Origin of the sequence: Micromonospora sp. WMMD964, assembly GCF_029581455.1 — a bacterium.
Classification (GTDB): Bacteria; Actinomycetota; Actinomycetes; order Mycobacteriales; family Micromonosporaceae; genus Micromonospora.
The window spans coordinates 4,129,101-4,154,200 of the sequence record NZ_CP120860.1 but is presented as its reverse complement, the minus strand read 5'-3'; the positions used below and the strand labels follow the sequence as shown (position 1 = coordinate 4,154,200).

24 protein-coding genes are annotated in these 25,100 nt (G+C 71.7%); 15 read left to right on the top strand and 9 right to left on the bottom strand.

What is annotated here, in order from left to right; all coding sequences use genetic code 11:
* Positions 1-48 precede the first annotated feature (48 nt).
* The 8 genes from O7616_RS19000 to O7616_RS18965 all read left to right on the top strand — a co-directional run bounded on the left by O7616_RS19000 (position 49) and on the right by O7616_RS18965 (position 8,166).
* Positions 49-729, top strand: coding sequence for a response regulator transcription factor (locus tag O7616_RS19000; protein ID WP_282303239.1), 681 nt, complete (start codon positions 49-51; stop codon positions 727-729).
* A gap of 14 nt (positions 730-743) precedes the next feature.
* Positions 744-2,183: a HAMP domain-containing sensor histidine kinase gene (locus tag O7616_RS18995; protein WP_282303238.1), complete on the top strand. Its 1,440-nt coding sequence runs from the start codon at positions 744-746 to the stop codon at positions 2,181-2,183.
* Positions 2,180-3,067, top strand: a complete 888-nt coding sequence (locus O7616_RS18990; RefSeq protein WP_282303237.1) for a Gmad2 immunoglobulin-like domain-containing protein — start codon at positions 2,180-2,182, stop codon at positions 3,065-3,067. The genes O7616_RS18995 and O7616_RS18990 overlap by 4 nt, the downstream gene beginning before the upstream one ends.
* 381 nt (positions 3,068-3,448) lie before the next feature.
* A complete protein-coding gene (locus tag O7616_RS18985; protein WP_282259983.1) occupies positions 3,449-3,631 on the top strand; it encodes a hypothetical protein in 183 nt (60 codons plus the stop codon).
* Positions 3,628-4,974, top strand: a complete 1,347-nt coding sequence (locus O7616_RS18980; RefSeq protein ID WP_282303236.1) for a glycosyltransferase — start codon at positions 3,628-3,630, stop codon at positions 4,972-4,974. The genes O7616_RS18985 and O7616_RS18980 overlap by 4 nt, the downstream gene beginning before the upstream one ends.
* A gap of 132 nt (positions 4,975-5,106) precedes the next feature.
* Positions 5,107-5,736 carry a TetR/AcrR family transcriptional regulator gene (locus O7616_RS18975; protein WP_282303235.1) on the top strand — a complete coding sequence of 210 codons (630 nt, stop codon included), beginning with the start codon at positions 5,107-5,109 and terminating at the stop codon, positions 5,734-5,736.
* Between the two features lie 35 nt (positions 5,737-5,771).
* Positions 5,772-7,265 (top strand): MFS transporter, encoded by a 1,494-nt coding sequence (locus O7616_RS18970; RefSeq protein WP_282303234.1) that lies wholly within the window; start codon positions 5,772-5,774, stop codon positions 7,263-7,265.
* Positions 7,266-7,374: 109 nt separating this feature from the next.
* On the top strand, positions 7,375-8,166 hold the full coding sequence (locus O7616_RS18965; protein ID WP_282303233.1) for a maleylpyruvate isomerase family mycothiol-dependent enzyme: 792 nt from the start codon (positions 7,375-7,377) through the stop codon (positions 8,164-8,166).
* A 41-nt stretch (positions 8,167-8,207) separates the two neighbouring features.
* Here O7616_RS18965 and O7616_RS18960 read toward each other — a convergent pair whose 3' ends face one another.
* From O7616_RS18960 to O7616_RS18950, 3 genes are all read right to left on the bottom strand, one after another.
* Complete coding sequence (locus O7616_RS18960) at positions 8,208-9,407, bottom strand: RtcB family protein (protein ID WP_282303232.1); 1,200 nt, start codon at positions 9,405-9,407, stop codon at positions 8,208-8,210.
* A gap of 352 nt (positions 9,408-9,759) precedes the next feature.
* The gene (locus O7616_RS18955; protein ID WP_282303231.1) at positions 9,760-10,221 is read right to left on the bottom strand and encodes a hypothetical protein; all 462 of its coding nucleotides are present in this window, start codon (positions 10,219-10,221) and stop codon (positions 9,760-9,762) included.
* A 21-nt stretch (positions 10,222-10,242) separates the two neighbouring features.
* A complete protein-coding gene (locus O7616_RS18950) occupies positions 10,243-11,550 on the bottom strand; it encodes a ThuA domain-containing protein (protein WP_282303230.1) in 1,308 nt (435 codons plus the stop codon).
* A gap of 157 nt (positions 11,551-11,707) precedes the next feature.
* Here O7616_RS18950 and O7616_RS18945 point away from each other — a divergent pair, with 157 nt between their 5' ends.
* Positions 11,708-12,895: a spore photoproduct lyase family protein gene (locus O7616_RS18945; protein ID WP_282303229.1), complete on the top strand. Its 1,188-nt coding sequence runs from the start codon at positions 11,708-11,710 to the stop codon at positions 12,893-12,895.
* 8 nt (positions 12,896-12,903) lie between these two features.
* Here O7616_RS18945 and O7616_RS18940 read toward each other — a convergent pair whose 3' ends face one another.
* From O7616_RS18940 to O7616_RS18930, 3 genes are all read right to left on the bottom strand, one after another.
* Positions 12,904-13,410: a DinB family protein gene (locus O7616_RS18940; protein WP_282303228.1), complete on the bottom strand. Its 507-nt coding sequence runs from the start codon at positions 13,408-13,410 to the stop codon at positions 12,904-12,906.
* Positions 13,411-13,460: 50 nt separating this feature from the next.
* The gene (locus tag O7616_RS18935) at positions 13,461-14,249 is read right to left on the bottom strand and encodes a M15 family metallopeptidase (protein ID WP_282307668.1); all 789 of its coding nucleotides are present in this window, start codon (positions 14,247-14,249) and stop codon (positions 13,461-13,463) included.
* A 123-nt stretch (positions 14,250-14,372) separates the two neighbouring features.
* The gene (locus O7616_RS18930; RefSeq protein WP_282303227.1) at positions 14,373-14,945 is read right to left on the bottom strand and encodes a TetR family transcriptional regulator; all 573 of its coding nucleotides are present in this window, start codon (positions 14,943-14,945) and stop codon (positions 14,373-14,375) included.
* Positions 14,946-15,108: 163 nt separating this feature from the next.
* Between O7616_RS18930 and O7616_RS18925 the strand changes: the two genes are divergently transcribed.
* The 5 genes from O7616_RS18925 to O7616_RS18905 all read left to right on the top strand — a co-directional run bounded on the left by O7616_RS18925 (position 15,109) and on the right by O7616_RS18905 (position 19,539).
* Positions 15,109-15,591, top strand: coding sequence for a quercetin 2,3-dioxygenase (locus tag O7616_RS18925; protein WP_282303226.1), 483 nt, complete (start codon positions 15,109-15,111; stop codon positions 15,589-15,591).
* Positions 15,592-15,615: 24 nt separating this feature from the next.
* Positions 15,616-16,155: a hypothetical protein gene (locus O7616_RS18920; protein WP_282303225.1), complete on the top strand. Its 540-nt coding sequence runs from the start codon at positions 15,616-15,618 to the stop codon at positions 16,153-16,155.
* 86 nt (positions 16,156-16,241) lie between these two features.
* On the top strand, positions 16,242-16,817 hold the full coding sequence (locus O7616_RS18915) for a hypothetical protein (protein ID WP_282303224.1): 576 nt from the start codon (positions 16,242-16,244) through the stop codon (positions 16,815-16,817).
* Positions 16,814-18,298: a hypothetical protein gene (locus O7616_RS18910; protein WP_282303223.1), complete on the top strand. Its 1,485-nt coding sequence runs from the start codon at positions 16,814-16,816 to the stop codon at positions 18,296-18,298. The genes O7616_RS18915 and O7616_RS18910 overlap by 4 nt, the downstream gene beginning before the upstream one ends.
* Before the next feature lie 203 nt (positions 18,299-18,501).
* Positions 18,502-19,539, top strand: a complete 1,038-nt coding sequence (locus tag O7616_RS18905; RefSeq protein ID WP_282303222.1) for a LacI family DNA-binding transcriptional regulator — start codon at positions 18,502-18,504, stop codon at positions 19,537-19,539.
* A 204-nt stretch (positions 19,540-19,743) separates the two neighbouring features.
* On the opposite strand, the gene O7616_RS18900 is transcribed toward O7616_RS18905, so the two are convergent.
* The 3 genes from O7616_RS18900 to O7616_RS18890 form a co-directional block, all read right to left on the bottom strand.
* Complete coding sequence (locus O7616_RS18900) at positions 19,744-20,598, bottom strand: peptidylprolyl isomerase (protein WP_282303221.1); 855 nt, start codon at positions 20,596-20,598, stop codon at positions 19,744-19,746.
* Between the two features lie 70 nt (positions 20,599-20,668).
* Positions 20,669-21,877 (bottom strand): serine hydrolase, encoded by a 1,209-nt coding sequence (locus tag O7616_RS18895; protein ID WP_282303220.1) that lies wholly within the window; start codon positions 21,875-21,877, stop codon positions 20,669-20,671.
* 10 nt (positions 21,878-21,887) lie between these two features.
* Entirely contained in the window at positions 21,888-22,643 is a 756-nt protein-coding gene (locus O7616_RS18890; protein WP_282303219.1) for a MerR family transcriptional regulator, read from the bottom strand.
* Between the two features lie 165 nt (positions 22,644-22,808).
* Here O7616_RS18890 and O7616_RS18885 point away from each other — a divergent pair, with 165 nt between their 5' ends.
* Positions 22,809-25,091, top strand: a complete 2,283-nt coding sequence (locus O7616_RS18885) for an excinuclease ABC subunit UvrA (protein WP_282303218.1) — start codon at positions 22,809-22,811, stop codon at positions 25,089-25,091.
* Positions 25,092-25,100 lie beyond the last annotated feature (9 nt).

The window sequence follows — 25,100 nt, the reverse complement described above, 5'->3', positions numbered from 1 at the left end:
GCCGTTTCGGCAGGCTGCGTAGCGTGGCGACGGGTCTACAGTCAGGTGATGGAAGGCCGCGTGCTGGTGGTCGAGGACGACGCCTCCATCCGGGAGGCCACCGTCCTCGGGCTGCGCCGCGCGGGCTTCCGGGTCGACAGCGCCGTCGACGGGCGGCAGGCCCTGGCGGTTTGGCGGGCCCACCCCGTCGACCTGATCGTGCTCGACGTCATGCTGCCGGCCCTCGACGGTCTGGAGGTCTGCCGGGAGATCCGGCGTACGAGTCAGGTGCCGATCCTGATGGTGACGGCGCGGACGGACACCATCGACGTGGTGGTCGGGTTGGAGTGCGGCGCGGACGACTACCTGCGTAAGCCCTTCGACCTGCCCGAGTTGGTGGCCCGGGTCCGTTCGGTGCTGCGTCGGGTGAGCGCGCCCGTCCCGTCGACGCTCATCGAGGTCGGCGGGCTGGAGATCGACCCGGGCGGCTTCGTGGTCCGCCGACACGGCCGGGAGGTGCCGCTGACCACCACCGAGTTCCGCCTGTTGCTGGAGCTGGCCCGTCGACCAGGCCAGGTCTTCACCCGGGAGTTGCTGCTGCACCTGGTCTGGAACCACGACTTCCTGGGCGACTCCCGACTCGTCGACGTGGCGGTGCAACGGCTCCGCGCCAAGGTCGAGGAGGACCCGGCGCAGCCACGGCTGGTCCAGACCGTGCGGGGTGCCGGCTACAAGTTGTCGGCGGGTTGACGGGAGGGACGGCGATGGCCGGACGCGCGGTGCCCCCGGGCCGCCTGCGGCGCCGGCTGACCATCGCGTTCGTCCTGGTCGCCGGGGTCTCGGCGGGGCTGCTCGCCGGTGGGACCGGGCTGCTGCTGCGGCAGTCCTGGTGGGACGCGTCGTTGCGGGAGGCCGCTGCCGACGCCCGCTACCAACTCGTCCTCGCCGGGCAGTTCCTCCCACTGACCGAGCAGCGCAGCGCCGACCTGCTCGCCAGCTTCGAGGCCGGCGGCCGGCACGTGGTGCTCGTCGACGGCCCGGTGCGCCCCTCGCACCCCGCGTACGTCCCGGAGCTGGGCACCGGGCTACGGGCCACCGTCGCGGGTGGACAGCTCGGCTTCCAGCGCTCCGACCCGGCGGAACGTCCCCGGCTGCTGGTGGTCGGCGGGCGCATTCCGGGCTCGACCGCCGAGCTGTACGTCCTCACGGTGGAGGACGACGTCGCCACCGACCTGGGTCAACTGCGCAACGCCCTGGTGGCGGGCTGGGTGCTCGTGGTGCTGCTGGCCGCCGGGGTCGGTCACGCGCTGGCCCGTCGCACGTTGGAGCCGGTGGGTCGGGCCAGCCGGGCCGCCCGAGCGCTCACCGAGGGCCTGCTCGCCACCCGCCTGCCGGTACGCGGGCGCGACGAGTTCAGCGTCTGGGCGGCGACGTTCAACGAGATGGCCGAGGCGCTGGAGTCGAAGATCGGGGCACTGTCGGCGGCCGAGGCGCGCGAGCGGCGGTTCACCGCCGACGTCGCGCACGAGTTGCGTACCCCGGTGACCGCGTTGGTGGCCGCGGCGTCGCTGCTGCGGGAGCACCTCGACCAGCTGCCCGATGACGCCCGTCCGGCGGCGCGGCTGCTGGTCGGGGACGTGGTTAGGCTACGGCGGCTGGTCGAGGACCTGATGGAGATCTCCCGGCTGGACGCCGGACGGGAGCGACCGGCCGTCGAGGCGGTCGACGCGTCCGCGCTGCTGCACGGGATCGTCGCCGCGCGTGGCTGGTCGGATCGGGTGTTGGTCGACGGAGACGCCGTCACCCTGCGCACCGACCGGCGTCGGTTGGAACGGGTGCTGGCCAACCTGGTCGCCAACGCGGTCGAGCACGGCGGTGGGGAGATCCGGGCCACCGTCGTCGGGGCGGGCCCGCTCGTCGTCTTCGAGGTCACCGACCAGGGGCCGGGCATCCCGGCGGAGCATCTGTCCCGGGTGTTCGACCGTTTCCACCAGGTCGACAGGTCCCGCTCCGCACCGAGCAGCGGGCTCGGGCTGGCCATCGCGCGGGAACACGCCGTGCTGCTCGGTGGGGTGCTGAGCGTCCGCAGCGGGTCCGGCGCCGGTGCCTGTTTCCGGTTGGAGTTGCCGGCGACCGGGCCGACGATCGACGACGGCCACCAGCGGGCTCCGGGGGGCGGCTTTCCGGCGGACGGTGCGGTGTGAACCGGCGCGGCGTCGCCGGGGTGGTGCTCGTCGCCGTCCTGCTCGGGGGCGGGTGTGGCAGCCCGCGCTCGGGCGCCCTCGGCCCGGCGCCCAGCGCGGCCACGGCCCCGGTGAGCGTCGCGCCGTCCAGCGCCGCAGCGTCCCAGCGTCCCGAGCCGACCCCACCGGCGGGCCCGCCGGGATCGTCCACGCCCACCCCGTCGTCGCCGACGAGTACCCCCGCCCGGGGCAGCGTGACGGTCGAATTGTGGTTCGTCCGCGCCGGGCACCTCGTGCCGACCAGGCGGTCCCGGCCGGCCACCGTGGCGACGTCCCGGCTGGCGCTGACCGAGCTGGCCCGGGGTCCGAGCGCGGCGGAGGCGGCCGTCGGCCTGCGCACCCTCGTCGCGGCCGACGTCGAGGTCACCCGGATCACCGACGGCACGGCGACGCTGCGCGGCCCGTCCGGCGACCCCGCGACGCGGCGGCTGCGCGAGGCTCAGGTGGTGTGGACGCTCACCCAGTTCCCCACCGTACGCCGGGTCCGCCTCGACGGAGCGGCCCCGGTCGACCGGGCGGACTACGCGGACCTGCTGCCGCCGATCGTGGTCACCGGGCCGGTCGTCGGCGAACGCGTCACCACCCCCCTCGTCGTCACCGGCACGGCCGACGTGTTCGAGGCGACGGTGAGCGTCCGGGTGCTGGACTCCGCCGGCCGGGAGGTGGCCACCGGGTTCGGCACCGCCGGCTGCGGCAGCGGCTGCCGGGGCGGCTACCGGGTGCTCGTCGGCTGGCGCACGACCCGGGAGCAGAAGGGCACGATCGAGGTGTACGAGGTGTCCGCGCAGGACGGCTCCCGGATCAACACGACGACCGTCCCGGTGGTCCTGGCGCCGGGCGGCTGACCGCCCCAGCCGAGACGGGTGTTAACCCGATGCGTCATCCGTATATCGACGACGACGTGCGGTCCTGACGTCTACCCGACAGCATGTCGTTCGCGGGCCCACCGCGCCGCCCGCACCGAGCACGCGGCGAAAGCGCAGGTCAGGCGAGGTCGCCCCGGTGGGAACGTCTTCGACACGCCGTTAGCGAGGTGGCGCGTCGGGCCGTGTCGGACGGCCGTTCACGTGACCTCCGAGATTGACCGAGGCAGTCATGTTTGCGAACGTGAGCGCGTCGTTGCGCACAGTCACATTCGCTGATCAGGGCTGCGGCGGCCGGGCCACACCGACGTCGCACCGGTCGCCGCGACCGCCTCACCATCCCGCACAGAGTGGAGATCCATCATGTCCGGTGGCAGCCTTCCCCGTACCGGTATGGGCGTTGTCACGATCGGCGGCGCCGCCGGTATCGGCAGCTACGCCCTCCCCCTTCCGCTGACCATCGCGATCACCGGTGCGACAGCCGTCCTCGTCGGCTTCCTGATGATCCGGATGACGTTCCGGCGTCAGCAGTCGGTCGGCCAGTGACCGCGAGCGTCACCAGAGGTCGTGTCCTGTTCGCCGCGGCGGTCGTCCTGGCCGCCGCGGCGGCGTGGACCGCCCATCACGTCCTCGCCGTGATCGGCGCCCTCGACGGAGGCGGTCACCGGTTCACCTTCGCGTACGCCATCATGTTCCTGCTGCTGATCTGGCAGCTCGGCACCGCCTATCTGGAGAAGCCGGCCGTGGTCACGGACCGGATGCAGGGGCACCTCGACGCTCTGCACGTGGTGGGCATCGTGCCCGCGTACAACGAGGATCCCGCCGCGCTGCGGGCCTGCCTCGAATCCATGATCTTCCAAACCCGCAGGCCGGACACCATCTACGTGGTGGACGACGGGTCGAAGCTGACCGAGGGCTACCAGCCGGTCAAGCGGTGGTTCCTCGACGTGGCTCCGGTACACGGGATCATCGCCGCCTGGCACATCCAACCCAACGCCGGGAAACGGCACGCCCAGGCCGCCGCGGTGCGGTCGACACCGGCAGCGGACGTCTACTGGACGGTGGACTCGGACACCATCTCGGACCCGAACGCCCTGCGGGAGTTGTTGAAGCCCTTCGCCGACCCGGCGGTGCAGTCCGTCGCCGGGGTGGTGATGGCCGCGAACGTCCGCAGCAGCTTCCTCACCCGGTTCACCGACCTGTGGCTGGTGACCGGGCAGCTCACCGACCGGTCGTCGTTGTCGGTGTTCGGGTGCGTCTGGGTGAACTCGGGCCCGATCGCCGCCTACCGGGCCGCCGTGGTCCGCGACAACCTCGGTGCGTACCTGACGGAGACGTTCTTCGGCCGGCGGGTGCCCTTCTCCGACGACTCCCTCCTCACCCTCTTCGCGATGGTCCGGGGACGTACGGTGCAGCAGCCGTCGGCGTTCGCGTTCTCCCTGATGCCGGAGAACGCCGGGCACTTCTGCCGGATGTTCCTGCGCTGGATGCGCGGCAGTTTCATCAGAACCTGGTGGCGGGTCCGGTACCTGTCGTTACGGTCGATCGCGTGGTGGCTGCATCTGCTGCGTTGGGCGGCCACGGTGGTCGCGACGGTGCTGTTCGTGGCGGTGGCGATCCTGTCGCCGATCATCGACCCCGACCCGCGGGCCATTCCGTGGCTGGTGGCGGTGCCGTTGATCGTCGGGTATGGGCAGGCGCTGCGCTACCTGACGGTGCGACGATCGGACCAGTCGACCGCCTACCAGTGGGGCACCTGGCTCCTCACGCCCGTCGCGGTGGTGTTCGCCCTGGTCGTGCTGCGGGCGATCCGCTGGTACGGCATCGTCACCTGCTGGCGCACCGGCTGGGGCACCCGCACGAAGGTGGAGGTGGCGCTGAGTTCCTGACCGCATGACCGGCGCCCGGCGAAACGTGATCGTTTCGCCGGGCTGGTGCGACGCAACTCACGAAAGCCTGCATGTTCGGGCGACCGCGAACTAGTGTCGGTACGACATCGTTTCGCGGGGGGGTCGTCGGGGATGCTGGGTGGTCAGCAGGTGGGCACGAGTGCCGGGGTGCCGGCGGCTCGTGGTCCGCGCTGCACGGAGACCGACCTGTTCGCCGTCGTCATCGCGCTGCTGCGTGAGGTCGGTTACGACCGGCTGACCATCGACGCCGTCGCCGCTCGCGCGCACGTCAGCAAGGCCACCATCTACCGGCGCTGGGAGGGGAAGGCCGAGCTGGTCGTCGCCGCCCTGCGGGACCGGCAGGTGGGTGTGCACAACCCGCCCGACACCGGTTCGCTGCGCGGCGACCTGATCGAGCTGCTCCGGGCCACCGTCGCGATCTGCGCCGCCGACTGCGACCTCATGCAGGCGTTGACCTTCGCCATGCGCACCAACCCCGAGCTGGAACGGTTGGTGCGCCACCAGGTGCTCCCGGCCGGGCGGGTGGCCAGCACCGCCATCCTGGTCCGCGCGGCCGCCCGGGGGGAGATCCCGCCGGAGGCCGGCGAACGGGAGTTGTTCCACGATCTGGCGCCCGCGCTCACCATGTCCCGCATCGTCGCGCACGGCCTACCCGCCGACGACGCGTTCCTCAGCCAGGTCGTCGACCAGGTGCTGATCCCGGTTCTCCGCTACCAGCACGACCGCCCGTCCCAGGCCTGATCTCACCGACATCTCGCAACACGGAAGGCTCCACCATGCCCGGAACCACCTCGACCGCCCCCGGCGCCCCCGGCGCCGGGACGTCGACAGGCGCGCCGCACCCGCGGCGCTGGATCGCGTTGGCGGTCATCGCGGTCTCGCAGTTGATGGTCGTCCTGGACGCCACCATCGTGAACATCGCGCTGCCGCAGGCCCAGGTCGACCTGGGCATCAGCGACGCGAACCGGCAGTGGGTGGTCACCGCCTACACGCTGGCGTTCGGTGGTCTGCTGCTGCTCGGCGGCCGGATCGCCGACTACTGGGGGCGCAAGCGCACCTTCCTGGTCGGCATGACCGGTTTCGCACTCGCCTCCGCGCTGGGCGGCCTGGCCAGCACCGGCGGGATGCTCTTCGCCGCCCGCGCGCTGCAGGGCGCGTTCGGCGCGCTACTCGCCCCGGCCGCGCTGGCGCTGCTCACCGTCCTCTTCACCGAGGCCACCGAGCGGGCCAAGGCGTTCGCGGTGTACGGCGCGATCGCCGGCGGTGGCTCGGCGGTCGGTCTGCTGCTCGGCGGGGTGCTCACCGAGTACGCCGACTGGCGCTGGTGCCTCCTGGTGAACATCCCGGTCGCCGCCATCGCCATCGCCTTCGCGCTCCCGCTGGTGCCGGAGAGCCGGGCGCACGGCAACACCCGCTACGACGTACCCGGTGCGATCGTGGTCACCGCGGGCCTGGTCGCCCTGGTCTACGGCTTCACCAAGGCCGCCGAGGACGGCTGGGACGCCACCGCGACGCTCGGCTTCATCGCCGCGGGCGTGGTGCTGCTCGCCGCCTTCGTGGTGATCGAGATGCGCTCCAGCCACCCGCTGCTGCCGCTGCGGATCATCCTGGACCGCAACCGGGGTGGGGCGTTCCTCACGTCGACGCTGATCGGCGCCGGCCTGTTCGGGGCGTTCCTCTTCCTGACCTTCTACTTCCAGGTGGTGTTGCAGTACAAGCCCCTGGAGGCCGGTCTGGCGTCGCTGCCGGTCACCGCCGGTGTGTTGATCGCCGCGGGTGGCGCGAGCCAGCTGATGCCCCGACTGGGTGCCAAGCCGCTGATGGTCGCCGGTTCGGCGCTCGCCGCCGTGGGCATGCTGGTGCTGACCCAGATCGACGTGAACACGTCGTTCCTCACCCACCTGCTGCCCGCCCAGGTCGTCCTGGGCCTGGGGCTGGGCTTCACCTTCGTCCCACTGTCCAGCCTGGCCCTGGTCGGCGTGCCGGAGCACGACGCCGGCGCGGCCAGCGCGACGCTCAACGCCACCCAGCAGATCGGTGGCTCGCTCGGCACCGCGTTGCTGAACACCCTCTACACCAGCGCGGTCGCCACGTACCTCGTCGGTCGGGCCCCGAACCCGGTCAACCAGGTCGAGGCGCTGGTGCAGGGCTACAGCGTGGCGTTCGCCTGGGGTGCGGTGCTGATCGTGCTCGCCGGTCTGGCCACCGTGTTCCTGGTGAAGGTGCGCAAGGAGGACATCCCGACCGGCACCACCGTGCACATGGGCTGAGCTGACCGACGTGACCGCCGGCCGGTCCGCCCCGACCTGGGGACGGACCGGTCGGCGGTCGCTTCCGGTAACGTCCCGACCATCGTCGAAAGTCCGTTTGAGGAGATCCATGTCCACCCCAGCTGACCAGATCATCACGGCTCTGCGCGCGGGCCACGAGGAGCTCGCCGCGCTCGTGCGGGACCTCAAGGAGGACGACCTGCTCCGCCCGTCGGGGGCCAGCGAATGGCAGGTTTCCCAGGTGTTGAGTCACCTGGGCAGCGGCGCCGAGATCAACCTGGCGGCGCTGGACGCCGCCCGCACCGGCGCGCCCGCCCCGGACGGCGACTTCAACCGTGGCGTCTGGGCCCGCTGGGACGCGATGTCCCCGGCCGAGCACGCCGCCGGGTTCCTCGCCGCCAACGAACGCCTGGTCGAGGCGTACGAGGCGTTGGACGCGGAGACGCGCGCCTCGCTCCGGATCGACCTGGGCTTCCTGCCGGAGCCGGTCGACGTGGCCACCGCGGGCCGTTTCCGGCTCAGCGAGTTCGCGCTGCACCAGTGGGACGCCGAGGTGGCGTTCAACAGGTTCGCCGCGGTGACGCCGGGGGCGGTGGCGCTGCTGCTCGACCAGATCGGCGGGATGCTGGCCTGGACCAGCCGACCGCAGGAGCTGGCCGGTCGGGAGGCCACCCTGCTGCTGCGCCTGCACGCGCCGGAGCGGACGTTCGGGCTGCGGCTCGGCGAGAAGGTCGAGATCGTCGACGCGCCGGAGCAGCCCGACGGCGAGCTGGTCGCGCCCGCCGAGGCGTGGTTGCGGCTGGCGGTCGGCCGGCTCGGTGCCGCGTACACCCCGGACGGGGTGCGGGTGACCGGCCCGGTGACCCTGGACGACCTGCGCCGGGTCTTCGCCGGTTTCTGAGTGGGTGCCGCGCGGGCCGGTGACCCGGCCCGCGCGACCTCTCAGCCCTTCACGCAGACCACCTGCTTGAGGTGGGCGACCACCTCGACCAGGTCCTCCTGCTGGGCCATCACTTCGGTGATGTCCTTGTACGCGCCGGGGATCTCGTCGACCACCCCGGCATCCTTGCGGCACTCCACCCCGACGGTCTGCGCGGCCAGGTCGTCGGTGCTGAACGTCCGCTTGGCCTGCGCCCGCGACATCCGCCGCCCGGCACCGTGCGAGGCCGAGCAGTACGCGTCCGGGTTGCCCCGGCCCCGGACGATGTACGACCCGGTGCCCATCGACCCGGGGATGATGCCCAGGTCACCCCGGCCGGCCCGGATCGCGCCCTTGCGGGTGACCAGCACGTCCACCCCGTCGTAGCTCTCCTCCGAGACGTAGTTGTGGTGACATGAGATCGACTCGTCGTAGGAGACGTGCGGGAACTGCTCCCGCACCACGCCGCAGAGCAGGGCAAGCATGACGGCCCGGTTGCGCCGCGCGTACTCCTGCGCCCACCACAGGTCCCTGCGGTACGCGTCCATCTCCGGCGTGCCGGTGAGGAACACCGCCAGGTCCCGGTCCGGCAGGTCGGCGTTGTGCGGCAGGCCCCGGGCCACGGCCATGTGCCGCTCGGCCAGTTCCTTGCCGATGTTGCGGGACCCGGAGTGCAGCATCAGCCAGACCCGACCCTCGTCGGCCCCACCCTGCTCCAGGCAGACCTCGATGAAGTGGTTGCCCCCGCCGAGGGTGCCGAGCTGCCGCCGCGCCCGCGTCTCCAGCTGCGCCACGCGCCGGTCCAGGCCGGCGAACCGGCCCCAGAAGTCGTCCCAACCGGCCTGCTCCAAGCCACGGACCCGACGCGTGTCGACCTGGTCCTGCCGCTGGGCGAAGCCGACCGGGATGGTGGCCTCGATCGCCGAGCGCAGCCGGCCGAGGTCGTCGGGCAGGTCGGCGGCGGTCAGCGAGGTGCGTACCGCCGACATCCCGCAGCCGATGTCGACACCGACCGCGGCCGGCGAGACGGCCTGCCGCATCGCGATGACCGAGCCGACCGTGGCGCCCTTGCCGAAGTGCACGTCGGGCATGACGGCGACCCCCTGCACCCAGGGCAGCGCGCCGATGTTGCGCAGCTGCTTGGCGGCCTGCGCCTCGATGGCGTACGGGTCGGTCCAGACCCGGACCGGCGCCCGGGTGCCGGCGAGGGGGGTGAATCCCATCGTGGGTTCCTTCTGTCGAATGGTGACCGAAAATGGTCAGAGGCGGTGCGTGGTTACGAAGAGGCCGCCCGATCCCGGTGGGATGGGGCGGCCCGGCGGACGCGTCAGCGTCGGCGTTAGTCGCGCCACCCCGGCATACCCCGCAACGGGCGGTAGGCACGGGTTTCGGCGGTGTCACACGCAGGGGTGCCGGCAGGGAGCAGCCGCCGGAGGGCATCGGTGCGGACGCGTCGCGACATGGCGGACTCCCTTCGGGGTTGATCGGTGTGATCGTGCACCGCTGACAGTAGGAGGGCGGCGGCGGGTCCGCAATGGATATCGCCGCCGCCCGAGTGTGGCCGGCGCGCTTGGCTCAGGTGTCGTAACAGCCGTCCCAGGGCGGGTCGAACCCGAGGTCGTCGGGGAGGAACTCGGCGTGGTCCGCGCCGTCGTACTCGTGGGACCAGTCGACCAGCCCGAAGACGTGCCCGTCGACCTCGACCTGAAACAGCGCGATGGCGATGTCGGCGAAGTGCCGGCCGGGCAGCGCGTCCAGCCACTCGGCGAGGCGGGCTTCGGCCCGGTCGATGGAGGCGTCCTCGGTCTCGCTGGTGCCGGCGAACCAGATGTCCGAGTCGATGTGTGCGCCGTCGGCGTCGAACCGGTGCAGCACCGCGTACCAGCGCTTGTGGCGGTACCAGTCGTCTTCGGCTCCGGCACCGTCTGCGAGAGTGGCGGTGACGGAGCCGAAGAACTGACCCTTGTCGTAGTGGCCGATGGTGCTGGTGCGGTAGTCAGGCTCGTGCGCGATCGGCACCAGGTCGGGAATCGCCATGGCCGCGAGGCTATCGCGGAGTTATGACATGGCCACCAGGCGGAACGACTGCGCGGCGGTGCCGTTGCAGGTGTACTGGATGAGCTGGACACTGTCCGCCATGGACGCTCCCGGCACGTCCAGGCACTTGCCGCTGCTGCGGTTGACCAGGCGGTAGTAGCCGTTGCCCTCGGCCTCGGCGCGCCACTGCTGGTTGTTGCCGCCGCTGTAGGACCAGAGCTGGATCGGCGCGGAGTCGGCCGTCGACCGGTCGGTCACGTCGAGCACCTGGGCGCTGTTGTTGCGATTGTTGACCCGCAGGAAACCGCCACTGGTCGGCACGAACTGGTACTGCTGGGCGGCGCTGCTGTTGCAGGTGTACTGCTGGATGGCGGTGCCGTTCGCGCTGGCGGCGGCCCGGGCGTCCACGCACTTGCCGCTGCCCCGGTTGACCACGGTGTGCCAGGCGGTCGGCGAGATGCCGTCGGACGGCGGGGGCGTGGTCGGGGACGTGCCGGTGACACCGGCGAGCCAGTGCAGCCCGTCGATCAGCAACTGGTTCTGCTGCGGGCTGTCGAAGGTGGACGACAGGCCGGTGTTGGTGCTGTAGTTCATCGCGTTGTGGCCGAAGTTGGCGTACAGCATCTTGTACTGCCGGTTGCTCCAGACGAGCGGGTAGTAGCCGCCGTACCAGGACTGGTTGGGGTCGGTGCCGACCGGGAAGCTGGACGGGTCGACCGAGGCGAGGATGTCGATGTCGGGGTTCTGCCGCAGGTCGTTGCTCCAGGAGTACCACTCGCTGATCGACGATTGGAACGTCGCGGGCAGGTTGCGGGTGGCGGCATGGGTGCGGTTGTCGGCGCGCATCGTGACCCGGGTCGGTCCCCAGGTGTTCGTCTGGAACGAGCCGGTGCCGAGGAAGGTGTTGTAGTACCAGCTCCAGCTCGACGGGTTCGTGGTGAACGCGCTGACGTGGAAGCCCAGCCATCCCCCGCCGTTCTGCACGTACTGCTGGAACGCGGCCCGCTGGGCGGTGGGCGGCGCGTCGTCCAGGAACATGACGACCTTGTACTGGGCCAGGTTGGAGGTGTTCAGCAGGCTCCAGTTGTTGGTGGCCTCCCAGGAGAAGCCGTGCTGGGCGGCGGCCTGCGGGAACCAGGCCCGGGCGTCCTTGACGAAGTCGATGTGCGCGGCGTCCCAGGTGCCGTTGTAGAAGGCCAGGACCTTGAACGTCGGCGCGGCCTGCGCGGAGCGTGTGGCGCTGACCGCGACGCCGGCGGTGAGCGCGACGACGAGCGCGACGAACAACGACAGGATTCGTCTGGTACGGGTGGGGAGTTCTGCGATCACCTGATCGTCCCTTCGGTGGGGACGCGCGCCGCCGCGTCGAGGGATATCTGTTCACATTGTTTACAGATAGACGAAAGGTTATTCCTCTGACCTGATCACGTCAATCGCCGATCGGCCGAACGGGTGGGATTCCGGCGGCAGCGGGTACCCCGGCCCGGTGACCAGCCCGGACGCCGTCGACGTCGACCAGCCACTCGCCCTGGACGTACCCCCCGCGCCGCACGACGCCAGCGGCGAGCGGGTGTCGACCCGTGACCTGGCCGGTCTCGCGCCGCCGGCCAGACCGGCGCGCCGCTGGACCCCGGGCCGGGTGGTGGCCACCCCCGCCGCGCTGGAACACCCGCACGGGCAACGGATCGCCGACCGGGTACGGGCCCTGGGCATCGAGGTGGAACACCTGAGATCCAACCGGCTCACCGGGGTACGTGGGCAGACCGACCGGGAGACGTACTTGCGGGCCAAGGCGACGATGGCGATCGTGGTGAGCCCACCCTCGCGACGCGTGCTGCAACCGATCGCCCCCAGCGCCGACTGGCGGGTCGACCTGGCCGAGGGCTGCCCCGCCCACTGCCAGTACTGCTACCTCGCCGGCTCACTGTCCGGCCCACCGGTGACCCGGGTGTACGCGGACCTCGACGACATCCTGGCCGGGCTGAGCGCGTACGCCGGGCGGGGGACGGTGACCAGCCGCAACGCGCGACGCGCCGACGAGGGCACCACCTTCGAGGCGTCCTGCTACACCGACCCGCTCGCGTTGGAGCACCTGACCGGCAGTTGGCGGCGGGCGGTGCGGCACTTCGCCGACTGGGACGCGCCGGTGCAGTTGCGTTGGACCACCAAGTACGCGGACGTGGGCACCTTCGTCGGGCTACCGCACGCCGGCCGGACCCGGGTGCGGTTCAGCGTCAACTGCGCCCCGGTCGGCGTTCGGTTCGAGGGCGGCACCGCCCGGGTACCGGACCGCCTGGCCGCACTGCGCCGACTCGCGCTGGACGGCTACCCGGTGGGGCTGACCATCGCGCCGATCATCGCGCTGCCCGACTGGCGGGAACGCTACGGGGAGTTGCTCGACCAGGTCCGCGCGGCGGTCGACGGGGTGCCCGACCTCGACCTGACCGCCGAGCTGATCACCCACCGGTTCACCCCCGGCAGCAAGGAGGTGCTACTCGGTTGGTACCCGCGGACCCGACTGGAGATGGACGAGGAGTCCCGCAGCCGCAAGCACGGCAGGTTCGGCGCGGTGAAGTACGTCTACCCGCGCGACACGATGGCCGAGTTGCGCGGCTGGTTCACCGCCGAACTGACCGCCCGGGTCCCCGCCTGCCGGATCCTCTACTGGACCTGACCCGCCGATCAGACCCCGACGGTGCCGTCGATGCCCTCGCGGAGGAAGTCCGCGTGGCCGTTGTGCCGGGCGTACTCGTGGATCAGATGCAGCATCACCAGCCGCAGCGACACCGTCTCGCCGGAGCGGACGTTGTGACCGGTCACGTCCAACGACGGCGCGGCGCGCTCGATCCGGCGGGCCTCTTCGACCTCACGCTCCCAGGCGGCGAACGCCTCCGCCCGGGTCGCCGAGCCGGCGTCGTACGCCTGCTGGAAGTCGCCGGTCTCCGACCAGACCAACGGAACGTCCTGGCCGTCGATGACCCGTCGGAACCAGGCGCGTTCCACCTCCGCCATGTGCCGCACCAGGGCGAGCAGGGAGAGCGTGGAGGGCGGCATGGACTGTCGTCGCAGCTCCTCGTCGGACAGGCCCTCGCACTTGAGCGCCAGCGTCGCGCGGTGGAAGTCGAGGAATGCGCGGAGCGTCTCCCGCTCGTCGCCGGTGACCGGGGGGCCGATCCGTTCGATGGTCATTGCGACGATCATGCCGGACGCCCCCGACGACGGTGCTGCCGGGCCGGGCTTCAGCCGACCGACGAGCGGGCCACCGGCGCGGCGAAGAACGTGTCCGGGTACGGCTCGTCGCGCAGGCGGTAGTGCCACCACTCACGGTCGTAGTTGACGAACCCGGCGTCGGTCATCAGCCGCTGCAACAACCGGCGGTTGTCCCGGGGGGTGCCGGTGACGCGGGCGTCGGCGGTGTGCGCCCGGGAGTCGAAGCAGTCGAAGCCCGTACCCATGTCGATGCTGTTGTCGGCGAACCGCTGCCCGGGCGGCGCGGTGCAGGCGACCAGCGGCTGCCCGACCCGGTACGGGGGCTGGTCGGCGGGCGGTTCGTCGACCAGGGTCAGGTCCATGGTGCTGCCCCGGCTGTGCGCGGTGGGCGCCCCGATGTACCCGTCGGCGAAGAGTCGGTTCTTGGGCACGTCCGGGTAGAACTCGGCCTTGGTCTGCTGCTCGCCGGGGCGCTTCGACCAGGCGACGAAGTCGTCCACCGCCGGCTGCGGGCGATAGCAGTCGTACACCTTGAGGCTGTGCCCGCCGGCCAGCGCGGCGTCCTGCACCCGCCGCAGCGCCTCGGCGGCCTGCCGGGTGAGCAGGCACAACGGTTCGCGGTAGCCGGTGATCGGACGGCCGACGAAGTTGTGCGGTGTGGCGTAGCGGATGTCGGCGTGGATGCGCGGGTCGACGTCGGTCAGCACGACGAACCCGGGCAGCCGCTCGACCGGGCTCGGCGTGGGACTGACCGGCGTCGGCGGGGACGCGGTCGGCGCGGCGGGCCGGGGCTCCGCCCGCGAACATCCGCCGAGCAGCGCGACGCACGCGAGCACGACGGCACAGACGCGGGTACGCACCAGTCCTGTCTATCAGCCCTGGCCGGAGCCCGCGCCGGTTCACCGGTCGGGCCGAGGGCCGGACAGTTCGATCCGACCGGGTCAGCGGACCAGAAGCGTTTCCCGCATTCGTTCAGCCAGCCAGTCTCTGGACTCGTCCTCGGTCCAGCCGCACCGCAGCACCAGCGCGTCGTAGTGCGCCGGGTCGTTGAAGATCCACAGAGCGTCGATCGCCCGCTCGACGTCGGAGCCTTGGCGCAGCGGGCCGAGCGAGAGAACTCGTTCGACAACCATCGTGGCGCCCGCACGACGGTTGCGCAGCAGCGTCTCCCACACGTCGGCGACCTCGGACGCTTCGTCCGCGGCCCGCCGCACGGTCTCGAAGATCCGCGCGGCGCGCCTGCCGATCAGTGTGCACACATCGGCGTAGGCGTGCAGGACGCCGGCCTGCGTGTCGGCCTCGAAGACAGGCCGGAACCAGGGCCGTTGCGCGACAGGCACCGGCTCGTCGTCGCCGGCGAGCGCCTCGTCGAGGACCTGTCGTAGCAGCGCCGGCTTAGACCCGAAGGCGGCGAACACGGTGGGGCGCGCGACGCCCGCGGCGGCCGCCACGTCAGCCAGCGAGGTGCCGGCGTAACCGCGTGCGACGAACAACTCGGCCGCCGCGCCGACCACTGCCCGCCGGGTACGCCGCGCGCTCTCCTCACGCACCGCTGACCGGTAACGCCGGGTCGGCTTTCCGTCCTTGACACCGTCCATGACTTCGCCATACTAGCAACATATTCGCTGGACGCCGGATAGTGAATAGACAGCATCCACCAGACAGGGAGGCGACGCGATGACCGCCCGTCCGTACGTGCGCCGCGCCGACGAGGGAGAGGCCCACTGGTTCGTCGGCAGCCTGATGACCATCAAGGCAACCGGCGAGCAGACCCGTGGCAGTCTCACCGTCGTCGAGTTCATCAATCCGCCCGGCTTCGCCGCACCCCTGCATCGACACCAGCACGAGGACGAGCTGTTCTACCTGCTGTCCGGCACCGCCGAGTTCCGCTGCGACGGCGAAGCCTTCACCGCCGGGCCAGGCGATTTCGTCCTCCTGCCCGTCGGACTGCCCCACACCTTCCTCGTCCGGCCCGATGAGCCGCTGCGCGCCCTACAGATCACCACCCCGGCCGGGTTCGAGCAGTTCGCCGCCGAGGCCGGCACCCCCGCCCGGAACCGGCGTCTGCCCGACCAGGCACCGATCGACCCCGCCGCCCTCGGCCACGCCGCCGCTCGGCACGGCATCGAACTGCTCGGGCCACCCCCGGGCGCTGAGTGAATCGACAGCGAAGGAGGCCAGCACATGATGGACGGAACGATCCGACGGCGGGGTCGGTGGTGGGTGTTCGCAGCCGCCGCGGTCGCGCTCGGCGGCCTACCGGCCTGCGATTCGACACCGGCGGACCGGCCGGCCGCGGCGGGCGGCGACCCGTCCCCCGCGGTCACCGCGGCGGGCACCGAGGCGAAACCGATCGATGCCTGCGCACTGCTGTCCGCCGACGAGGTCGCACAGGTGATCGGAACCACGGGAGCCGGTGGCCCACGGGCCGGCGACTCCGGCGACGGTGGCAGCTCCTGCGTCTGGGAGAACCCGGAGACCTACCACTCGATCACCATCGACATCGGCAGCGCCGGCACCGCCGTCGGCGGCGACCTACCGGCGGAATCCCCGTACGGACAGACCGAACCCGGCGCCGACGGCATCCGCTTCGCCTCGGGCGGCATCGCCGAGTTCGCTCTCCGGGACCGCGCCTGCGAGATCCAGGTCGTCACCAGGGTCACCGACAACAGCGACCGATCCACCGCGGTTCGGCTGATCGGCCTGGTCCGGGACCGCGCCTGACATCCGGCCCGGACAGTCCGATGTGCAACGTCCACGCCGAACCGGCCACGCAGACGACGGCTGCGACCGACCAGAAAGGGGTACCCGTGCGACGACTACCCGGCCACGGACCGGCCCGCATCACCGGGATCACCGGAACGCGGCAGGCCTCGGCCATCTCCGTGGCGGTCATGATCCTGGCGCTGACCGGGTGCGGCACGGCGGAGCCGCCTCCGCCGCCGTCCGCCGTCGAGCAGCCCTCCGTCGACGCGCCGGCCGGCCCCGGCGACCACGCCGACGTCACCACGACCCCGGCACGGGCGGCCGACCCGTGCGCGTTGGTGCCGAAGGCCGCCGCCGAACGCCTGGCCGGGACACCCCTGCAGGATGCGGTCGCCGCGCCGGAGTCGTGCACCTACACCGGCCCGATCAGCGGACCCACCGCCCAGGTCGAGGTCTACGTCGGCGCCGGGGCCAAGAAGATCCTCGACATCGACCGCGAACTCGGCCACGACCTGACGGTCATCACCGGCGTCGGCGACGAGGCGTACCTCGAGGACGGCGCGGTGTTCGTCAACGCCGGCGGCACCTGGGTCGCCGTCCGGCTGGTCAGCCTGGCCGATCCGGCGGCTTCCCAGCAGGCGTTGCGGGACCTGGCTCGGGACGCGGTGACCCGGTTATGACTCCCACGACGCGGCGAACCCGTCGGGTCGTCGCCGCCACCACCGTCCTGCCCGTCCTGCTCGGCCTGACAGCGTGCTTCGGCGCGCAGCCGACCACGTCGGGCGGTGACGGCGATGATCTGCGCTACGGGGCAGCACCTGCCGTACACCCGGACGTGACCCTCCACCGGGACGTCGTCATCGTGTCCGGCGGCAGCGGCGCGGTGCGGTCGGTCACCGACGGGGGTCTGACCTGGCGGCTCGACCCCGACGCCGGCAACGCCGGTCTGCTGGCCCCGGGCAAGGTCATGTTCGTCACCGGACGCGGGGTCGGGCGGGTGATCGACGCCCGCCGTGACGGCCGGGACCTCGCCGTCACCATCGGCCCCGTGAACGTCACCGACGTCATCCAGGACGGCGAATTCACCTCCGAACAGCCCGTCTCCCTGGTCGACGCGACCGCCTACGAGTTCGACGACACCTTCTGGGTCCACCCGAGCACCGCGGCGTCGCGATCCGAACCGGCGGCGCCCACGACCGCGGACCGCGCCCCGAGCACCACCGGCAACGCGCTGACGCTGGCCGGCACCCGGCCACTCACCGCCACCGCGCCGTTGACCGCAGGCGCGGCCCGGCCGAACGAACTGGAGGCTGAGGGCCTCTGCTGCGCCGACGGCGTCGGTGCCCGCTTCTCCTACCGCGACGGTGGGCTCGACCTCTCCGGCACCATCGTCTTCGCGATGAAGCAACCCTCGGCGACGTTCCACCTGGCGATCGACGGGTCCACGGTCACCGCGGCCGAGTTGCGGATCCACGGCGCCGCCGGAATCCGGATCCAGGTCGACGCCACCACCACGACCGGCCAGAACGTCCATCCCGTCGCCTTCGTCCCGGTCGCCTTCAGCGTTCCTCTCGAATCCATCCTGGGCATCCCCCTCTCCGCGACCGTCCGGCAGTCGATCGGCATCCGCACCGGCTTCAGCGCCGGACAGACGACGATCAGGGCGACCGGCGAGTACTCACTCGGCGGCACCATGGGCTTCGGCTACGCCGACGGCAGGTTCGGCCCACGCTGGCCCGGCGGCCTACAGGTGAAGCGCAGCCTCGTCGACTCCGTCGACGGCCTGTCGGTGGGCGCGAACGCCCTGCTCATCGACTACGACGTGAAGTTCTTCGTCGGCCTCGGCGCGGTCGTGTTCAGCGCCGGACTGTACGCCGGGCTCACCACCACGGTGGGCATCACCCGAGGATCGAGCGTGGGCTTCGGTGGTCTGCAGGGCCTCGCCAATCGCGAGGGCTGCAACCGCGCCGACCTCACCATCAACGCGAGGTACGGCATCGGCTACACCATTCCGGCCCTGGTCGCCAAAGTGATCAACTTTTTCCTGCGGGTCTTCAACGCCAAACCAATCGCCGCCGAGGGCGGCATCCCCGATCCTCCACCCGTTGTCAACCTGGTCAACCAGCACTGGGTCACGGACCGGCCGGTGTGTCAGCACTGAGACCGCGATCAACGACAGGGACGGAAGTGGCCCGAAAGTTGTCCGGAATGTTTCCGTAACTCCGTCGCCCGCTGGAACCGACCTGGCATGTCCTCAACCCCTACCGGTGAGGCAAGATGACGCGTGGAACGGGCACGCCGTTCCGGGACACACGGCGGACGGCGGCTTGCGGTCGTTCCTCCGGCTCGGTGAAGGAGACGCGGGTGGGCGCGGACGACGGACGCAGGGTGACCATCACCGCGATCGCACGGGAGGCCGGGGTCTCGGTGCCGACCGTGTCACGGGTGCTCAACGGTCGCTCCGATGTGGCCCCCGGCACCCGGGAGCGGGTCGAGGAGCTGCTGCGTCACCACGGCTACCGGCGGCGCACCAGCCGCAGCGTTCGCCGCGCCGGCCTCGTGGACCTGGTCTTCAACGACCTGGACAGCCCCTGGGCCGTGGAGATCATCCGCGGCGTGGAGGATGTCGGGCACGGCGCGGGCCTCGGCACCGTGGTGTCCGCGATCCACCGGCAGCCCACCGCCGCCCGGCAGTGGCTGCAGAATCTGCGCGCCCGGGCCACCGACGGTGTCATCTTCGTGACCTCGCACCTGAGCCCGCCGCTGCACGCGCAGCTCCGCCGCCTCAACGTGCCGGTGGTGGTCGTCGACCCGGCCGGCGTTCCCGCCATGGACGTGCCGACCATCGGCGCGACCAACTGGGCCGGTGGGCTCGCCGCCACCGAACACCTGCTGTCGATCGGGCACCGGCGCATCGGCTTCGTGGCCGGCCCCACGCATCTGCTGTGCAGCCGCGCACGCCTGGACGGTTACCGGGCCGGGTTGGAGGCCGCCGGGGTGCCGGTGGACGACGCGCTCATCTACCCGGGCGACTTCTACCACGCCTCCGGTTTCTCCGGCGGCACGGCGCTGCTCGACCTCCCCGACCCGCCGACCGCCATCTTCGCCGCCAGCGACCAGATGGCCTTCGGCGTCTACGAGGCCATTCGACGCCGAGGCTTGCGAGTGCCCGACGACGTCAGCGTCGTCGGCTTCGACGACCTGCCGGAGGCCCGGTGGGCGTCACCGCCGCTGACCACGGTGCGCCAGCCTTTGGTCGAGATGGGACGGTTGGCGGCCCGGACCGTGCTGCGCCTGTCCCAGGGCGAGGGCATCGACTCCCCTCGTGTCGAACTCGCCACCGAACTGGTCGTGCGGGACAGCACCGCCGCCCCGCCGACCGGCTCGCCCGACCCGTCGTGACGGCCGGACCTGTGCCGGAGACCGGTCGGAGCGCTTCCGATCCGGTTCCGGTAATTGCGGCCGCCGGACAGCAACCCGGCCGAGGCCGGTTCGGGGTGATGGTGCTGCGCGGGCATGCCAGCAGGCCGCCGGGAGGTGACCCGTCCATGCCGGGCCGCCGGTGGGCGCGGTGAGCGACGACTGGTCGCCCACCGCGCCGCCGGATCAGTGGTGGTGGTGCGAGCGGACGGCCTTGCGGATCGTCACCGGCAGCGCGGGCGCGCCGTCGACGGGCGCGGGGTCCTCGGCGGTCGGGGCCACTCCCCCGGCGGCGATCCGGTCCAGGGTGGCCAGCCCGGCACCGTCGACCGCACCGAAGATCGTGTAGTTGGGGCGCAGCGCCGAGTTCGCGTACACCAGGAAGAACTGGCTGCCGTTGGTGTCCGGCCCGGCGTTGGCCATCGCGAGGACGCCACGGGCGTACACCCGGCGTTCCCCGGTCGGGTCGGTCGGCGCCGGCGGCAGGCCGGTCGGCAGTTCGTCGCGGTAGCGGTATCCCGGGCCGCCCTCGCCGGTGCCGGAGGGGTCACCGCACTGCAACACGCTCAGCGTCGGGTACGCGGTGAGCCGGTGGCACGACGTGCGGTCGTAGAACCGCTTGCCGACCAGGTGCAGGAAGCTCTGCACGGTGCACGGCGCGGCGGCCCGGTCCAGTGTCAATCCGATCGGGCCGTGGTTGGTCGCCAGGGTCACCCGGACCGTGCCTCGGGCCGGGGTGCGTCGCGGGTCGGGCGGCAGCGGCACCGGTCGGGCCGCCGGCTCGTCCGGCGTCTCGGTGTACGCACACGGGCCGTGCGTGGTGCGCGGCGGTCGAGTGGCGGCGTCGGCGGGCCCCGCAGCGGAGGCGGTGGCCGACGTGCCCGACGCATTCGCCCCGTCTGCCGACGGGCCCGGCGCGGCGAGCGCGGCGGCGGACGCGCCGACGACCAGCGCCCCGGCGAGCACTGTCACCCCCGCGAGGCGGGTCAGGACGCGGCGGGGTGTCGCCACGCGGAGGCGCGGTGGGAGTTCACTCGACACAGGGATCCTCCTGGACTCGTGGTGCCACAAAGACCGGAGTCTATGGAGGGCAGCGCCGGATGTCGATTCGTCAGGGCAGGCGACGGCGACGCCGCCACAGCAGTCCACCCATCAAGGCCAGCACGGCCGCGCCGCTGGCCGCGGTCACCGACCAGAGCCATCCCGCGTCGCTGTGCCCCGGCCCGCTGGCCGCCGCCGGTCGGGGCGCGCCGGGAACCGCCAACGCGGACGGCGCCGCCGACGGCGTGGCGGTCAGCTCGCCCGGCTCGACCAACCGGCCGACCGAGGCGTCCCGGGGCACGGTGAAACCCCAGTCGAGCAGGGCCGCCCCCTGCTCCCAGCCGCGCTTCGGCGCCGATTCGGCACCCAGCAGGGTCACCACCAGCCGTCGTCCTCCCCGTTCCGCCGCCCCCACGTAGGTGTGCCGGGCCAGGTCGGTGAAGCCGGTCTTGCCGCCGAGCGCACCCGGGTACCGGTAGATGAGCTGGTTCTCGTTCTGGATGGCGAAACCCTTGGTGCGTTGCGCCCGCTGGGCCGGAATCGACGTCTGCTCGGTCAACGCGTACCGGCGGAAGGTCGGCTGGGCGAAGCAGGCGCGGGCGATCAACGCCAGGTCGTACGCGCTGGTGAACTGGCCCGCCCCGTCCAGCCCGGACGGGGTGACAGCGTGCGTCTGGAGCGCGCCGAGGTGGTGCGCGTGCTCGTTCATGGCGCGTACGCCGGCGGCGCTGTCCGTGCCGCTGCCGAGTCGGGCCAGCGCGTTGGCGGCCTCGTTGCCGGAGTTGAGCAGCAGCCCGAGCCAGATGGTCTCGATGGTGTACCGGCCTCCGGCGACCAGGCCCACGGCCGAGGAGCCGGGTTCGATGTTCATGTCGTCGTCGGTGACGGTGACCGTCTGCTTCGGGTCCAGCCGGGGCAGCATCGTGGCCGCCAGCAGGAGTTTCTGCACGCTGGCCGGGGTGCCGTACTCGTGCGGGCCGCACCCGCCGAGCACCTGGCCGCTGTCCAGGTCGGCGACCAGCCACGACGTGGCGCTGACAGCCGGTGGCGCGGCGACATCGGCCGGCACGACCAGGCCGGCGGTGTCCAGCGCGACGCCGCCGACGACCCGCTGCGCGGGCACGGCGGGCGGGGGCGAGGGCCGGGGTGGACGGGACATCGCCGGCACCGGAACCCGGGGGCATCGCACCGTCGGCGCGGCGGACGCTCCCGCCGCGGCGACCGGAGCGGGAGCGAGCAGGACGGCGGACGTCGTGGCCGCCAGCAGCGCAGCTCTCATGTGCCCGACCCTAGTCAGGACGATCGCCCGGCGGGACGGGATGCGGGTCAACCCGAGCGCTCAGGTAGTCGTGCAGCGCGGCGCTGCCCCGCAGCCGGCGCAGGCTGCGGGCGTGTAGCTCCTGCTCGCGGCGGGCCAGTTCGGCGTGCACCCGCTGCGGGCTGCCGGTGGTCCGCAGCTCGCCCAGCACCGCCTCGATGATCGCGAACGGGTACGCGCCTCGGCGCAGCAGCGCGATGACCTGCGCGGCGCGTAGCTCCGCCTCGTCGTACACCCGGTAGTCGGTGCCCGGGGTGCGACCCGGCCGCAGCAGCCCGCGGTCCTCCCACAGCCGGAGTTGCGAGGTCCGGACGCCGACCAGGTCGGCGACCTCGCCGATGCGGGCGTCGCGGCGTGGGGCGGGCCGGGCCTGCGACGGGCTGGCCAGCACGGTCTCGAAGGCACCGAGCACCCGGCGGATCTCCGCGCGTTCCCGGTCCAGTTCGGCGTGGCCGCCGTCGAGCGCCGCCAGGGCCGTCGGCAGGTCACCGGAGTGCACCGCCGCCATGATCTCCCGGGTACGGATCCAGCCGTGCCCCTCAGCCAGGCGGCGCGCCACGGTCAGCGCCCGCGCGTGCTCGGTCGTGAAGATCCGGTAACCGCTGGCGGTGCGGCGCACCGGCGGCAACACCCCCTGCTCGACGTAGTTGCGCACCTGCTGCACCGAGATCCCGACGGTGGCCGCGAGGTCGACGGCGCGCAGCCGTTCGATCGGTCCGGAGGTCACGACGGCAACCGTACCGGTTACCACGTGATTTGAGACTTTCCCGAGCAGTTCACCGCAGTCTGCTCGGCTATCTCGGCGAAAGTCTCTACATGGGGATGAATGAGACAATGGAACCCGTCAGCCCGGCGGGGCACGAGTCCCGCCACGAATCCGTGAAGGGTCCGCATGTCGCAGCCAGCATGGTCCGCCGCCGACAGCCACGACATGATCGAGGTACGCGGAGCGCGGGAGAACAACCTCGCCAGCGTCTCGGTCGACATCCCCAAACGCCGGTTGACGGTCTTCACCGGCGTCTCCGGCTCCGGCAAGTCGTCGCTCGTCTTCGGCACCATCGCCGCCGAGTCCCAGCGCATGATCAACGAGACCTACAGCGCCTTCCTCCAGTCGTTCATGCCGAACCTCAACCGGCCGGACGTCGACTCGCTGCGCAACCTCAGCGCGGCCATCGTCGTCGACCAGGAACGGATGGGGGTCAACTCCCGCTCCACCGTCGGCACCGCCACCGACGCGTACGCGATGCTGCGGATCCTGTTCAGCCGGCTCGGCCAACCGGCGGTGGGCGGCGCCGGGGCGTTCAGCTTCAACCTGCCCGAGGGCATGTGCCTCACCTGCGAAGGGCTGGGCCGGGTCTCCGACCTCGACATCAACGAGTTGGTCGACGTCGAACGCTCCCTCAACGACGGCGCGATCACCGCGCCCAACTTCGCCGTCGGCTCCTGGTACTGGCAGACCATCGTCGGCTCCGGCCTGTTCGACCCCGACGTCAAGCTGCAGGACTTCACCCCGCAGCAGTGGGACGACTTCCTCCACAAGCCGGCCACGAAGATCAAGGTGGGCAGCAACAACTGGACGTACGAGGGTCTGGCGGTCAAGGTCAAGCGGCTCCTGCTGGCCAAGGACCGCGAGTCGATGCAACCGCACATCCGCGCCTTCGTCGACCGGGCGGTCACCTTCACCAGTTGCGGCGACTGCGGCGGCACCCGACTCAACGCGGCGGCCCTGTCGTCGCGGATCGCCGGGCAGAACATCGCCGAGTGCTCGGCCATGCAGATCAACGACCTGGCCGCGTTCGTCCGAGGCGTCGACGACCCGGGAGCAGCGCCACTCGTCGCCAACCTCCGCGACCTGTTGGAGTCCCTGGTCGAGATCGGGCTGGGCTACCTCAGCCTGGACCGCGAGTCGGCGACCCTCTCCGGCGGCGAGGCGCAACGGGTGAAGATGGTCCGGCACCTCGGCTCCAGCCTCTCCGACGTCACGTACGTCTTCGACGAGCCCACCGTCGGCCTGCACCCGCACGACATCGCCCGGATGAACGACCTGCTGCTGCGACTGCGTGACAAGGGCAACACCGTGCTGGTGGTCGAGCACAAACCGGAGACCATCACGATCGCCGACCACGTGGTCGACCTCGGCCCCGGGGCCGGCAGCGACGGCGGTCGGATCTGCTTCACCGGTGACGTCGCCGAGCTACGCCGCTCCGACACCCTGACCGGTCGGCACCTGGACCACCGGGTGACAGTGCGCGCCGACGTACGCCGACCCACCGGCCAGCTCGCCATCCGCCAGGCCGACCTGCACAACCTGCGCGACGTGGACGTGGACATCCCGCTCGGCGTGCTCACCGTGGTCACCGGCGTGGCCGGCTCCGGCAAGAGCTCGCTGATCCACGGGTCGCTGCGCGGCCGACCCGGCGTCGTGATCGTGGACCAGTCCCCGATCCGTGGCTCCCGGCGCAGCAACCCGGCCACCTACAGCGGGCTGCTCGACCCGATCCGCACCGCGTTCGCCAAGGCCAACGGCGTCAAGGCCGCCCTGTTCAGCGCCAACTCCGAGGGCGCCTGCCCGGCCTGCAAAGGCATCGGCCTGATCTACACGGACCTGGCGATGATGGCCGGCGTGGCGAGCGTCTGCGAACGGTGCGAGGGCCGACGCTTCACCGACGAGGTGCTCACGTACACGCTGCGCGGCAAGAACATCAGCGAGGTGCTGGCCATGTCGGTCACCGAGGCGCACGGGTTCTTCCCGCACCCCATCCTCAACCGGCTGGTCGACGTCGGGCTGGGCTACCTCAGCCTCGGTCAGCCGTTGACCACCCTGTCCGGCGGCGAGCGGCAACGGCTCAAGCTCGCCATCCACCTGGCGGAGAAGACCACCACGTACGTCCTGGACGAACCCACCACCGGCCTGCACCTGGCCGACGTGGATCAGTTGCTGGCCCTGCTCGACCGGATGGTCGACGCGGGCAACACGGTGATCGTCATCGAGCACCACCAGGCGGTCATGGCGCACGCGGACTGGCTGATCGACATGGGCCCCGGGGCGGGACACGACGGCGGCCGGGTCGTCTTCACCGGCACCCCCGCCGACCTGGTGGCCCACGGCGACACCCTCACCGCCACCCACCTACGCGAGTACGTCACCGAACCGGCGGTGATCCCCAAGGGGTGAAGCCCGCGG